Origin of the sequence: Tautonia plasticadhaerens, assembly GCF_007752535.1 — a bacterium.
GTDB classification, from domain to species: Bacteria; Planctomycetota; Planctomycetia; order Isosphaerales; family Isosphaeraceae; genus Tautonia; species Tautonia plasticadhaerens.
Genome location: NZ_CP036426.1, coordinates 6,148,581 through 6,162,166 on the forward strand (window position 1 = coordinate 6,148,581; position 13,586 = coordinate 6,162,166).

8 protein-coding genes are annotated in these 13,586 nt (G+C 68.8%); 1 reads left to right on the forward strand and 7 read right to left on the reverse strand.

The annotated features are described in order from the left end of the window. Nucleotides 1-477: 477 nt before the first annotated feature. Nucleotides 478-5,067, forward strand: a complete 4,590-nt coding sequence (locus tag ElP_RS24680; RefSeq protein WP_145274463.1) for a tetratricopeptide repeat protein — start codon at nt 478-480, stop codon at nt 5,065-5,067. A 69-nt stretch (nt 5,068-5,136) separates the two neighbouring features. Here the strand turns inward: ElP_RS24680 and ElP_RS24685 are convergent, their stop codons facing one another. The 7 genes from ElP_RS24685 to gnd all read right to left on the reverse strand — a co-directional run bounded on the left by ElP_RS24685 (nt 5,137) and on the right by gnd (nt 13,565). After that, entirely contained in the window at nt 5,137-6,309 is a 1,173-nt protein-coding gene (locus ElP_RS24685; protein WP_145274466.1) for an aminotransferase class I/II-fold pyridoxal phosphate-dependent enzyme, read from the reverse strand. Beyond that, nucleotides 6,306-7,703, reverse strand: a complete 1,398-nt coding sequence (locus ElP_RS24690; RefSeq protein WP_315852645.1) for a beta-ketoacyl-[acyl-carrier-protein] synthase family protein — start codon at nt 7,701-7,703, stop codon at nt 6,306-6,308. Before ElP_RS24690 ends, ElP_RS24685 begins: the two co-directional genes overlap by 4 nt. Beyond that, nucleotides 7,636-8,604: a biotin synthase BioB gene (gene bioB, locus ElP_RS24695; RefSeq protein WP_145274472.1), complete on the reverse strand. Its 969-nt coding sequence runs from the start codon at nt 8,602-8,604 to the stop codon at nt 7,636-7,638. The genes ElP_RS24690 and bioB overlap by 68 nt, the downstream gene beginning before the upstream one ends. A 77-nt stretch (nt 8,605-8,681) precedes the next feature. Further along, the gene (locus ElP_RS24700; RefSeq protein WP_145274475.1) at nt 8,682-8,891 is read right to left on the reverse strand and encodes a hypothetical protein; all 210 of its coding nucleotides are present in this window, start codon (nt 8,889-8,891) and stop codon (nt 8,682-8,684) included. Beyond that, nucleotides 8,888-9,454 carry an HYExAFE family protein gene (locus ElP_RS24705; RefSeq protein WP_145274477.1) on the reverse strand — a complete coding sequence of 189 codons (567 nt, stop codon included), beginning with the start codon at nt 9,452-9,454 and terminating at the stop codon, nt 8,888-8,890. Before ElP_RS24705 ends, ElP_RS24700 begins: the two co-directional genes overlap by 4 nt. Nucleotides 9,455-9,587: 133 nt before the next feature. Continuing rightward, nucleotides 9,588-12,422: an MGH1-like glycoside hydrolase domain-containing protein gene (locus ElP_RS24710; protein ID WP_145274480.1), complete on the reverse strand. Its 2,835-nt coding sequence runs from the start codon at nt 12,420-12,422 to the stop codon at nt 9,588-9,590. 117 nt (nt 12,423-12,539) lie between these two features. Next, entirely contained in the window at nt 12,540-13,565 is a 1,026-nt protein-coding gene (gnd, locus tag ElP_RS24715) for a phosphogluconate dehydrogenase (NAD(+)-dependent, decarboxylating) (protein ID WP_145274483.1), read from the reverse strand. Nucleotides 13,566-13,586 lie beyond the last annotated feature (21 nt).

Sequence of the window (13,586 nt, forward strand, 5' to 3'; positions counted from 1 at the left end):
CACCGATTCGCCCTTCGAGGATCCCCGGGCCGACGGTCCCGTCCGGACCGGTCCGGGGATTTTTCCTCGTCCCTGTCGGGATTCGACCCGGGATTCCGACCGGGATCGCATGGGCCCAGACGCGATCCGTCCGCGTCGGGAAAAAACGCCGGGAGCGATCTGGTACAGCTCGAGGGGGATGTGATATAGAAGTGCCGTGCCATGGCCCCATGCCGGACCGCCAGGACGGACGTCAGCACGAGGCCCCGATTCCCACCTGGTCTCACATCCGAGCTTCGCGAGCCATGGACGGCGCCCCTGAGACATCGTGAGATGTCACCGTTGAGGATGGAACCGACGAACGCCAGCTCGCCCTGTCGCGGGCCCGACCGCAACTCATCGTAGACCCGCAATCCTCTGCCGAGCGGAAGGGTTGTGAACGGATTCGAGCGTGCGCGATCCCCTCGCGACGCAGCATCTCGCACGGAGGAGAGACCGATGTCCGTCCGCTGGAAGCCCCTGATCGTCCTCTCGGGGTTGTTCGTGGCCGTGGCCCTCTGCGGGCTCCTGGCCTTCGTCTTCGTCTCCGGCCAGGCCGACGCGGAGGAGATCCTCGCCCAGGCCCGCGCCGCGAAGGAGGAGGGCAGGTTCGAGGAGGCGGAGATCTACTTCCTCCAGGCCAGCCAGGTCGACCCGAGGCGGGCCGAGACCCACCGGGAGCTCTCCGGGTTCTATGATGAGTGGCTCTCCAGGGCCGAACCTTCGAAGCGGCCCCACCTCCAGGGCCTGAGGCTGCGTCACCTCCTGGAGGCGACCAAGTACGACAAGACCGCCCTCGAGCCCCGCCGGGCGCTGCTGGCCGAGAGCCTCTCCGGCGACAACCCCGCCGAACAGGCGCACTGGGCCCGGGAGGTGATCGCACTCGCCCCGGACGACGCCGATGCCCTCTACGTCCTGGCCGCCGAGGCCCTCGACGCGACCCCCGCGAACGTCACTGAGGCCGGCCGGATCTTCGAGACGCTGAAGAAGGTCGCGCCCGGCCGCGATCGGACCAACTGGATCGAAGCCCGGATCGCCCAGGCGTCGCAGGACGTCGCCTCGCTCGATCGCATCCTCGCGCAGGCCGCAGGGGCCGGACCTGCCGAAGGGGATGAGGAGCTCGACCAGCTCTGTCGACTCCGACTCCTGGTTCTCGGGCTGGAGCGGGCCGAGGCCGTCGAGGCCCAGGCTCCGATCCTCTCCCGGATCCAGGGACAGGCCGACCTCATCCTCGACCAAACCGACCTCCAGGCGAACCGGGTGGTCGAGCTGCACCGGCTTTCGAAGCGCGTCCGGGACGCCCTCGTCCTCGCCGACGCGGACTCGGCCGAAGATCGCTGGAAGGCGCTCGCCGACTCGATCGATCGGGGGTTCAAGGTCACCCTGGAAGGGGACGAGGAGCTCGGGCTCTGGGTCCATCAGGCCTTCGCCGAGCACCTGAACCTGCGGGGGGACCGGGGGCGCTGCCTGGAGGTGATCCAGACGGCCCTGACCCCTGAAGTCCTCAAGGATGCCTCGCTCCAGGACGACGTGATGCGGATGCGCGAGACGGCCATCAAGGCCGCCCTCGCCGACACAAACGATGCCGACCGCTTCGCCAAGGCCGGGCCGCACATCGAGGCCTTGATCGCCGGCACGAGGCCCGAGTATCAAGGGCTCGGCCACCTGTTCCAGGGCGCCATCGGCCTCGAACGATCCGGATTGACCGGACCGGGGACGAAAGCCGAGCGTCCGGAGCAGGGCAAGGCGCTGATCGCGGCGAGGTCGCACCTCAGGGAGGCGACCGTCAAGCTCCCCAACGTGGTCATGGCCAAGGCGCTCTACGGCATCGCCTTGATGATGTCGGGCGAGACCGGGCTCGGGCGACAGCACCTGCTCCAGGCCCAGAGGGCCGAGGAAGTCCGGCCCGGGACCCTGGAGCCTCGCTACCAGATCTGGGCCGCCTGGAGCCTCCTCGAGGCGGAGTACCCGGAAGAGGCAGAGCGGATCGTCAACCGGCTCGTCGGCTCCGCCGACCGAGATCCGAGTCTTGCCGCACTCGCCGGCACGATCAGACTGCTCCAGGGGGAGATCGCCCGGGGCCGACGATCGACCCGCGACCTGGAAGTCGCCCGCACGGCCTACAGCAGTGCGCTCGTCGACGGCGAGGACGTCCCGCCGGCCGTCTCACTCCGGCTCGCCGAGCTGACCATCGCGATGGACGGCCCCGAGGCCGGACTCGCCCAGCTCGACATGCTCCGCGAACGCGGCGAGGGCACCCCGACGCTGGAGGCCCTCGCGGTGTCGACCCTCATCGACCTCGAACGGATCGACGAGGCGACCGCCACGCTCGATCGGGCCCGGGCGCAGTACCCGGCCGACCCCCAACTCGCCGTACTCGACGCCGCGATCCTGCTCATGCAGGAGCAGGCCGAGCAGGCCGAACAAGTGCTCGCCGCCTTCCTCGCCGAGCACCCCGATGAACTCACGGTCATCGAGACCCGGGCCCGGATCCTGGCCTCCCCGCAACTCAACCGCGTCGACGAGGCCCGTTCGATCCTCTCCGAGGCCGCCGAGCGATCCGGCGTGACCTCGCCCTTGATCCAGCTAGCGATGCTCGACATCGTCCGGGAAGACTACGACGCCGCGAGCGAGACCGTCGGGACGATCCGGTCCCGTTGGCCGGAGGCCTCGGCCGCCGACCTGCTCGACGCCCAGATCTGCATCGGCCGCCGCGACTATCCCGGCGCCTCGCGGGCCTTCGACGCGGCCCTCAAGAAGGACCCTAGCAACAAGGTCGCCCTCTTCTGGAACGCCCAGCTCGACGCCGCGAATGGCTCCGCCGCCCGCGCCGCCGAGGTCCTCCAGGCGATCCTCCGCGACCACCCCGTCAAGGAGCTGAAGGACGGAGTTACGCTCTCCACGGCCGCCGAGTGGTCGCTCGCCGAACTCTCGATGGAGAGCCGCGATTTCGACGCGGCCATCGCCCGCCTCCAGTCGATCGTGGAGGACGGCACCTCCGAGTCGATGACCCGGGCCGCACGATGGCGGTTGATCGCCGCCCGGGCCCACAAGGGCGACTGGCCCGAGGCGAAGAAGGAGCTGATCGCGCTGCTCAACGAGCCCGATTCGACGATCGACGAGCGCGTCCAGGCAGCCGACTTCTTCCGACAGAACGGCGAGTCCGCACTCGCCGGCAAGCTGGTCGACCAGGTCCTGGATCACAAGCCGGGCCATTCCGGGGCGGTCGTCCTCAAGGCCTACTTGCTCGACGAGGAAGGCAGGACGGCCGAGGCGGTCGACCGGCTCCGCTCCGCGATCGAACTCGGAGAGCAGCCCCCCGCCGTCTACCTGATGCTCGCGGCCTTCGCCGCCGAGGGGGACGCCACCGAGGACACGATCTCGGGCGTCCGGGCCACGCTCGAGGACGGGCTGGAGGTCCACCCGGACTCGATCGACTTGACACGGACGATCTATGAGTTGATCCGCGACTCGGAGGGGGTCGACGCGGCCCTCGCCTTCGCCGAGGAGAAAGCCGAAGGGGAGTCCGACGGCGACCAGCTCCGCCGCCTGCTGGTCGACCTCTATACCCGCGAGGGCCGACTCGACGAGGCCGAGTCGCTGGTCGAGACCCTGCTGGACGCGACCCCGATGAACGCCCGACTCGCCTCGGGCCTAATCACGATCGTCTCCTCGAAGGCGGTCCGGGCCGCCCGCGAAGATCGTCGGAAGGACGAGGTTGAACTGAACGGCCGGACGCTCGCACTGCTCCAGGAGTTCCGGGAGCGCTTCCCCGACGACCTCCGCTTCCCCCAGGCCGAGAGCGAGCTGGCCATGCGGCAGGGCGATTATGCCCGGGCCGAGGCGGTCGCCCGACAGGTCGAACAGATCAACCCCGATTCGCCGATCGGCCCCCTGCTCCGCGCCCAGGCATATCGGGACCAGGGCTTCGACGACCGCGCCATCCAGGCCTACTGCGACGCCCTCGACCAGAACGCCCACCGGGACGACATCCGCCTGGTCCTGGGTCAGCTGCTGCTCTCGGTCGGCCGGGCCGACGAGGCCCGGGTCGAATCCGAGCGCATCCTGGAGCGGTCCCCCTCGATGGGCACAGCCCTCCTGCTGAAGGCCGCCTCGATTGTCGCCCAGTCCGGGACCGCCGAGCAGGTGGCCGCCCGGCAAGACGAGGCCCTCGCCCTGCTTCGGAAGGCCGTTGAGGGCGACCCCCTGTTTTCGGGTGCCTACCTCGAGATCGCCCGGATCGAGCACCTCCGGGGGAACACCCCCGCCGCTGTCGCCACCATGCACGCCGCCCGAGAAGCGATCCCCGGCGACGACCAGATCCTCTCGGACCTCGTCCGTTACCTCGTCCTGCCGCCCGTCGACGGCTCCGCCTCGGGCGAGGGCCTGGTGGCGGAGGCCGAGCAGATCGCCCGGAATGCCGGCGATGGCGACACCAGCGGCTCCGTCTCGCTGGCGCTGGCACTCGGATTCCACCGAGGCGGACGACCAGACCTCGCCCAGCCCTGGGCCGAGCGGGCATCGGGCCTGCTCGAGAACCCGATGGTCTTCACTACGCACGGCGACATCCTCCTCTCCCACGCCGAGTCTCAGGACGACCCCGGCCGGGCCCGGGGCCTGCTCGAGGAGGCCGTGGCGATGTACGACAAGGTCCTCGCGATCGATTCGAAGTCGATCGAGGCGATCAACAACAAGGCCTGGATCCTGCACCGACACTTCAAGCAGGATCGAGAGGCCCTGGAACTGGCCGAGGGGCTACTCGGGCGGGTCGAGCGCAGGACGCTGCCCGCGGAGTTCTTCGACACGCTCGGTTCGATCCAGCAGGCCGTCGGCCGTCAGAAGGATGCCGAGGAGTCATTCTCCGAGGGCCTGAAGCAGTCCCCGGACCTCGCCGTCCTGAATTTCCACATGGGTCGCCTCATCGCCGAGGACCGGGAGCGATCGGCCCGCGCGGGCCAGTACCTCGCCCGGGCCTGGGAGGCCCGAGGTCAGCTCTCCCCCGAAGAAATCGAGGAATTGCAGACCCTCCGAGACCGGGTCGGCGGCTGATCGGAACGACCCATCGGCCGGACTCCTCACCCCGACCCGCCCCCGTCCTGATGGGGGGTGGGTCGTTGCTCATCGCGGCTTCAGCCGAACCATCGCGTCGACGAGCGCATCGAGGTCGGAATCCAGGTGGCTCGTCGACAACCCGATCCGGAGTCGGGCGGATCCCCGGGGGACCGTCGGCGGGCGGATCGCGGGGACGATCATCCGCTCCGCTCGAAGGGCGAGGGAGAGGGTCACGGCCGAGGCCGAATCCCCCAGGAGCACGGGGACGATCGGCCCGGTCGACTCGGGCACCGCGTAACCCCCGTCTCGGAGCCGATCCCGGAGCCGTCGCCCCAGTTCCTGGATCCGATCCCGTCGCCACGGCTCCTCGACGACGATCCGCAGCGCCCGTCTCGCGGCGGCGGCGGCGGGGGCGGGGAGCGCGGTGGAGTAGATCAACGTCGGGGCATGATTGATCAGGTGGTCGACGAGCCTGCGTGACCCGGCCACGAAGCCGCCGATCGACCCGAGCGCCTTGGACAGGGTGCCCACGCGAATCGGCACCCGATCGGCCACCCCGAGGGCGGAGGCCGCCCCCCGGCCGTCGGGCCCGAGGACTCCTGTCCCATGGGCCTCGTCGACCAGCAACATCGCCCCGAACCGCTCGGCGATCCCCACCAACTCGGGCAGGGGGGCGAGGTCGCCGTCCATGCTGAAGACCCCGTCGGTGGCGATGAGGATTCGACGATGGCGATCACGCCCCCGGTCCAGGGCCGTCACGAGGCGATCGAGGTCACCATGCGGGTAGACTCGCAACGCGGCTCCGGAGAGCCGCGCGCCCTGGACCAGGCTCGAGTGGTCCAGGCGATCGATGAAGACCGCATCCCCGGGCCCCACCAGCGCGGAGATCGTGCCGAGGTTCGCCGCGTATCCCGTCGGGAAGAGGACGACCGCCTCGGTCCGCTCGAATGCGGCCAGCGCGTCCGACAGCTCCTGATGGGCATCCTTCCAACCCGAGACCAGCGGAGACGCACCCGCCCCCCAGCCATGCCGCTCGGCTTCCCGGATCGCGGCGGCGATGACCCTCGGATCGCCCGAGAGGCCGAGATAGTCGTTCGAGGCGAAGTCGATCAGGTCTCCCCCCTGGTGCTCCGCCCTGCCGGTTCGACCCGGGCCGAGCGGGATCAGGCCCCGCTCCAGGCCCAGCCGGCGGCGCTGCTCTGAGATCTCGTCGATCCAGGAGAGGGGATCGGGGGTCATGGGGATTCGCTTCGGCGAGGTGGTCTCGGGGGCATCGGCACCGACGGTCGTCGGGGCCCATCGGGGCGCCGCAGCACGGCGACTCCCAGGTGGCCCCCGAATCCGATCGAGAACTTCAAGGCCGTCCCGATCGGCCGATACCGGCCGACCCCGGGGGTGCCGTCCAGGTCGCAGGCGGGGTCGGGGTCGGTGAGGTTCAGGGTCGGGGGCACGAATTGGTCCCGGATGGCGAGGCACGTGATCGCCAGTTCCACGGCTCCCGACCCGCCGAGGAGGTGGCCGATTTGCGCCTTGTTCGCCGAGCAGGACACCCCATCGGCATGGGAGCCGAGTGCCCGTCGGATCGCCCGGCACTCGAGGGGATCGTTGTCCCTGGTCGCCGTCCCATGCACATTGACGTGATCGACCTCGTCCGGGACGACGCCGCATCGCGTCATCGCCTCGGCGATCAGCATCGCGAACCGGCCCGGGTCGGGATCGAGCCTCGTCTCGTGCCCGGCCCCGGAACCCAACGCCCCGCCCAGGACCTCGGCGTACGGGAGGACCCCGCGATGACGAGCATGCTCCTCCCGCTCCAGGACGAGGACCGCACCCCCTTCCCCGACGAGGAAGCCGCTCCTTGCCCGATCCCAGGGCCGGACCGCGGCGATCGGATCCTCCCCGACCCGGGCCAGGACCCTCATCCGAGCGAAGGCGCCGAGGACGAGGGGCTCAATCGAGGACTCGGTCGCCCCGGCAAGCGCCAGGTCGCACGTTCCGATTCGAATCAACTCGGCCGCTCGGAGGACCGCCATCAGCCCCGTCGCGCAGGCGGCCACGGGAGCTATGCTCGGGCCACGGAGTCCGAGCGATTCGAACGCGGACCGGGCCCCGGCATCCGGCCAACATCGGGTCCAGTCGGGATCGACCGCGTCCAGGGCCGCAGGCCCTCCGTGATGCAAATGTCGGTGCGCCCGGGCCAATCGGCCGATGTCACCCTTGCTCAGTCCGATCACCGTCGCGGCTCGGTCCGGGTCGAAGTTCGGCCGCTCCCCTTCGAACAGCCTCGCATCCCGGACGGCCTCACTCACCTCGTTTTCGCCCGGGGTCGTTTGCCGACGATTGGCCGGATGGGCGGGGTAGCCGTGCCAGCGTCCGCCGTGCCCCGGCAGGATCGACGAGAGCGATCGGGCGGCCGACCGGCCCGCCCGCAGGCCCTCCCAGGTCGAGACGGCGTCCGGCCCGAGCCCCGTCCGGAGGCCGATGCCGGTGACGACGACCCTGGGCGTGCGACTCCTGCTCGACTCGATCATGCTCGGGGACCGGGGGGGCCGGGGACGGCTGTCCTCAGCAGGGGTCGGCCTCCCGGGCGTGGAGGCCGAGCCGGGCGAACAGCATCGCGTCGGCGTCGACATCCGGGTTCGGAGTCGTCAGGAGCCTCTCCCCAGCGAAGATCGAGTTGGCACCGGCGAGGAAGCAGAGCGCCTGCTCGGGCTCGCTCATCTGCAATCGGCCGGCGGAGAGTCGGACCATCGCCGTCGGCATCAGGACCCGGGCGGTTGCCACGGCCCGGACCATCGCCCAGATGTCGAGCCTGGGTTGATCCGCCAGGGGAGTCCCCTCGACCGGGACCAAGGCATTGATCGGCACCGACTCGGGGTGCTCCGGCAGGTTGGCCAGGGTGTGGAGTAGGGCGATCCGATCCTCCTCCGACTCCCCCATCCCAAGGATCCCGCCGCAGCAGACGGAGACCCCGGCCTCCCGGACGTGCCGGAGTGTCTCCAGGCGATCGTCGTACGACCGAGTGGTGATGATCCGATCGTAATACGACTCGGAGGTGTCGAGGTTGTGATTGTAGGCGTCGAGCCCGGCCTCCTTCAGGCGGCGGGCCTGGTCGGCGGTGACCATTCCCAGGGTCGTGCAGACCTCGAGCCCGCCGAGACCCTTGATGCGCCGGATCATCTCGAGCACGCGATTGAACCGGGCGTCGTCCTTCGCCTCCCGCCAGGCGGCTCCCATGCAGAACCGGGTCGCGCCATCGGCCTTGGCCTCCTCGGCGGCGGCGACGACGGCCTCGACGTCCATCAGCGGTTCCGAGGCGACGGGCGACCGGTGGTGGGCCGATTGGGGGCAGTACGCGCAATCCTCGGGACAGCCGCCGGTCTTGATCGAAAGCAACCGGCAGACCTGGACCTCGCCGATTGCGTGGTGCCGGCGATGGACCTCGGCGGCCCGGAGGATCAGCTCCAGGACGGGGGAGCGGTAGATCGAGGTGACCTCGTCGAGCGACGGGCGGGAAGTCGGGGCGGTTAGCATGTGCGGGGCTTCAGCGTGTCAGGTAGTCGGTCGACGATCACGGGATCGGAGGTTTCGGCGGCTCGGCCGGGGGCACGTCACCGCCGGGCGGAGATGCAGAGCACGAACATGATGGCGATGCATCCGGCGCCCACGGCCAGGTAACCGAAGATGGGCTTGCCCTCGCTGGCCCCCTCGGCCGGCGGGGCCCCGAAGTTCGGGTCCTGTGCGTCCACGGCGGAGGGGGAGGCCAGGAAGAGGGCCAATGCGAGGGCCGCTCCCCGGCAGGGGCGGGCGATCGTGCTCATCGGGACGGCTCCTTGGGGAGGGATGGTCGGCGAGGGCCCCGGGATTCGGGGGGGGCCGGGATCCAGTCGTCGAGGGGCCGGACGCGTCTTCGGAATTCCAGGCGAGCCATCGCCACGGCTTTCCAGGAGGGCCCGCGGGACCGGAGGTGGGCGATGTAGTCGTCGAGGCCGACCGCCCAGAAGCGATAGATCCGGCCCCGGAAGGCGAATCCCCCCTCCCCCGAGGGTAGGCCGAAGGTCGGCGGCCGCTCGGCATAGACGAAGGCGAGGAGGGACCGGAACGAGGGGCCGAACAACTCCTGCCAGCGGACCAGGCCGTCGAGGTCGTCGGTGGTCACCCAATTTTCCCAACGACGGCGGCCCGAAGCGTTCTTGCCGAGCTTCCCCTTGACCTCGACGACGAGGTTCAGGCCGGACCGGGGATAGAGCAGGAAATCCGGGGATTTCAGGTCGCCTTCGCCCGCCACCGCGCGCCGGGCCTCGTCGATCGCGACGCAAGGGATGCGAAGGGATCGGACATGAGCCTCGAACGCCGCCTCGTAGTGATTCGATCGATCGGCCATGGACGCCCCGATCCCCTGACCGTTACCCGCCCTCTCCCCGATCCCGTCGTGGGATCGTCGCCACCAAGATCCCCGACTCCTGAAGATCATACCATGGTGGTGCGACGGTCGCGAGCCCACGCCCGGCCGGTCTTCAATCCACGCGTTCACCGCCCCGGACCGTCGCGGGGGGCGGGTCTTTCGTAACGACCTGATCGGAGCTTCCCGGCACCCCCACGGTCCCCGACTCGGCCTTCCACTCGTCGATCAGGCAGGCGACGAGCCCCGTCCAGCCAGTCTGATGGGAGGCGCCGAGCCCGGCCCCCTCGTCGCCGTGGAAGTATTCGTAGAAGAGGGGGTAATCACGCCAGTTAGGGTCCGATTGGAAGACCCTTGAGCCGCCGAAGACCGGACGCATCCCTTCGGACGTCGCGCGGAAGATGGCGATCAGCCGATCGGCCAGATCGGCGGCCATCTCGTTGTAAGTGAGAACCGCGTCGCCCCGGCAAATCCCGTCGGTGTTCCCCCAGGCTTTGCCGAGCTTGCGCAGGGACTCGATGAGCAGGAAATTCGTCGGGAACCAGATCGGCCCCCGCCAGTTGGAGTTCCCCCCCTTGAGTTTCGAGACCGATTCGGCCGGCTCGTAGCCGACGACGCGGTCGTCGAACCGGAACGGGGCATCCGCGTGGGCCCGGGAGAGGCTCCGGATGCCATACTCGCTCAAGAATTCGTCCGGATCCCAGACACGCTCGAGCAATCGGTGGAGTTGTTCCCGGTCGACGATCGTCAGCACCAGGGTGACCCCCTGGCCATCTTCGCTCGGGCATTCGTGGACGACGTCGCTCACCAAGTCGGGGCGGTTCTTCAGGAACCAGGACAGGCTGGCCTTGAAGCTGGGGAACTGGTCGATCCAGGCCGATTCCAGCCGCTCGACCGCGTAGAGCGGGATCAGGCCGACGAGCGATCGGACGCGGAGCGTGTGGAACTCCCCGTTCGGATAGCGGAGCACGTCGTAGAAGAACCCATCAGCCTCGTCCCAGAGCTGATAGTCCCGTCCCCCCATCCTCTTCATCGCGGCGGCGACGTACGCGTAGTGCTGGAAAAACTTCGTCGCCATCCCCTGGTAGACGGGGTTCTCCTTCGCTAGCTCCAGCGCGATCCGCATCAGGTTCAGGCAGAACATCCCCATCCAGCCGGTCGCGTCGGCCTGCTCGATGACCGTGCCGTCCGCGAACGGCTCGCTGCGGTCGACGATCGTGATGTTGTCTAACCCGAGGAAGCCGCCCTCAAAGATGTTATTCCCCTGGCGGTCGACCTTGTTCACCCACCAGGCGAAATTGATCAATAGCTTGTGATAGCAACGTTCCAGGAATCCCCGATCCCTCGCCTCCCGCCCGTAGTGCTTCTGGTCGAACTGCGCGGCCATGTGGTAGACGCGCCAGACGGACCAGGCGTGGACGGGGGGGTTGAGGTCGGAGAATTCCCACTCGTAGGCGGGAATCTGGCCGTTGGGGTGCTGGAACTGCTCGAAGAGCAGCACCCAGAGCTGATCCTTGGCGAATTGGGGGTCGACCAGCGCCAGCGGGACACAATGGAAGGCCAGGTCCCAGGAGGCGAACCAGGGATATTCCCACTTGTCGCAGACGCTCATGATCCGCATCGAGTTCAGGTGCAGCCAGTGCTGGTTGCGGATTGACCATCGCGAGTCGGGCGGGGGCCAACCGGGGTCGTCTCCCCGGAGCCAGTCGTGGACGTCGAACAGGTAAATCTGCTTGGTCCAGAGCATCCCGGCCAGGGCCCGACGCTGGATCATCGCCTCGTCGTCCGAGGCGCCGATCGGCCTGATCGCCCCGTAAAATGAGTCAGCCTCGCCTCGCCTGAGGGCGATCAGCTCGTCGATCGGCCCGAGGGGGTCGTCCTGACCAATCTTGTCGGAGAGCCTGAGCCGGACGGTCGCCGAACCCCCCGGAGGGATCGCCTCGAAGCGATACAGGAGTCCGGCCTTCGTCCCGACCTCCGCCGGGTTGGTGCAGGCCTCGCCGTCGACCACCGTCCGATGGATCGCGTCCTTGACGAACGGCTTCCGGCTGACATTCCCCGGGCCGAAGACCCGGGGCATGTTCGTCTCGTTGTCGGTGAACAGCGGCTCCATGCCGGGGTCGACGTAGAGGCTCCGACGGCCCAGCGAATAGGGGATCGGCATCCCCTTGGGGATGGTGGACGGGGAGTCGTCGGCATACAACTCGACGAACGAGGGGGAGCGACGGGGGGCGATCGAGATCCGGGGCTCGTCCCCCTCGTCGAGGGGGCGGCCGTCTCCGCCCGCCCAGGACCAGGTATTCCGGAACCAGAGCTGAGGGATGATATGGAGGGGGGCGGGGTCGGGGCCTCGGTTCCTCGCGGTGACCCGGATCGCCAGGTCTTCCTCGTCGAATTTGGCGTACTCGATCTCGATGTCGAAATAGCGGTCGTCGTCGAAGGCGCCTGTGTCGATCAACTCGAATTCGAGTCCCTGGCCCTGACGGGCCCTGTTCTCATCGACGAGTTCCTCATAGGGGAATCGCCCCTGGGGATACTTGTAGAGGAACGACATGTAGGAGTGCGTCGGCGTGTTGTCGACGTGGAAGTAGTACTCCTTCACGTCCTCCCCGTGGTTCCCCTCGGCCGGGGTCAGGCCGAAGAGACGCTCCTTGAGGAACGGGTCCCGACCGTTCCAGAACGCCGGGGCGAAGACGAGGATCTGGTAGCGGTCGCAGAGCCCGGCGATGCCGTCCTCCCCCCAACGGTATGCCTTGCTGCGGGCGAGATCGTGCGGGAGGAAGTCCCATGCTTCGCCATCGGCGCTGTAGTCCTCCCGGACGGTGGCCCAGGACCGGTCGGAGACGTAGGGACCCCAACGCCTCCAACTCACGTTGTCCCGGTCGTCTCCCATGACGTCCAGTAGGCGACGATGCTCGGCCGTGGTCCGGAGCGGCTGCGATCCAGGCATTGGGGGGAGGCATCCGGGGTGATCGGCCGTCCCGACCGGGTGGAGAGGCCGCGAGCCGGCGGGCCGAGTTCGGCCCGACCCCGGCCCCCCGTCGGGGCCGAGGACGGCCTGCCCGGCTCAGATGCCGGCCGAGTGCTTCTCGACGTGGCCGCCGAATTCCTTGCGCATGGCCGAGGTCACCTTGTCGGCATAGGTGGACTCGCCCCGGGACGCGAACCGTTGATAGAGCGCGGTCGTCAGGACGTGCGCGGGGACGGCCTCGTCGATGGCGGCCTGGATGGTCCATCGGCCCTCGCCGGAGTCGGAGACCCGGCCGGAGAAGGCGTCGAGGTCGTGGTCCTTGAGTAGGGCCTTTGCCGTCAGGTCCAGCAGCCAGGAGCCGATCACGCTGCCCCGACGCCAGACCTCGGTAACCTCCGAGAGATTGAAGTTGTATTGATACAACTCCGGGTCCCTCAACGGGGTCGTCTCGGCATCCTTCTCGTGCTGCCTCGACCCCACATCGGCGTGGCGGAGGATGTTCAGGCCCTCGGCGTACGCGGCCATGATGCCGTACTCGATCCCGTTGTGGACCATCTTGACGAAGTGGCCGGCGCCGGTCGGCCCGCAGTGCAGGTAGCCGTGCTCGGCGGTGCTGCCGTCAACCTGATCGCGGCCGGGGGTCCGTTCCGCGGTCTCCACCGGTGGGGCCAGCGCCTCGAAGACCGGGCCGAGCCGCCCGACCACCCCGGCCTCGCCGCCGATCATCTGGCAATAGCCGCGTTCCAGGCCCCAGACGCCTCCGCTGACGCCGACGTCGACGTAGTGCAGCCCCCTAGGCCCCAGCTCCTTGGCCCGTCTTATGTCATCGTGATAATGCGTATTGCCGCCGTCGATGATGACGTCGCCCGGCTCCAGCAGCGGGACGACCTTCCCGATCATCTCGTCGACGAAGGCCACCGGGATCATCAACCAGACCGGCCTCGGTGGCGCCAACCTGGAAACGAAGTCCTCCAGGGAATTCGTGCCGACGGCCCCGGCCCCGGTCAGCTCGTCGACCTTGTCGCGGTTCAGGTCGAACACGACGCATTCGTGGCCGGCCTGAAGGAGGCGACGGACCATGCCCTCCCCCATCCGGCCCAGACCGATCATCCCCAGTTGCACGAGCGACCCCCTTTTCCCGGC

What these genes read in the sequence shown, in the direction of transcription:
- ElP_RS24680 (WP_145274463.1), top strand. Translation starts at nt 478, where the DNA reads ATGTCCGTCCGCTGGAAGCCCCTGATCGTCCTCTCGGGGTTGTTCGTG.
- ElP_RS24685 (WP_145274466.1), bottom strand. Translation starts at nt 6,309, where the DNA reads ATGACCCCCGATCCCCTCTCCTGGATCGACGAGATCTCAGAGCAGCGC.
- ElP_RS24690 (WP_315852645.1), bottom strand. Translation starts at nt 7,703, where the DNA reads ATGTCGACGCCGACGCGATGCTGTTCGCCCGGCTCGGCCTCCACGCCC.
- bioB (WP_145274472.1), bottom strand. Translation starts at nt 8,604, where the DNA reads ATGCTAACCGCCCCGACTTCCCGCCCGTCGCTCGACGAGGTCACCTCG.
- ElP_RS24700 (WP_145274475.1), bottom strand. Translation starts at nt 8,891, where the DNA reads ATGAGCACGATCGCCCGCCCCTGCCGGGGAGCGGCCCTCGCATTGGCC.
- ElP_RS24705 (WP_145274477.1), bottom strand. Translation starts at nt 9,454, where the DNA reads ATGGCCGATCGATCGAATCACTACGAGGCGGCGTTCGAGGCTCATGTC.
- ElP_RS24710 (WP_145274480.1), bottom strand. Translation starts at nt 12,422, where the DNA reads ATGCCTGGATCGCAGCCGCTCCGGACCACGGCCGAGCATCGTCGCCTA.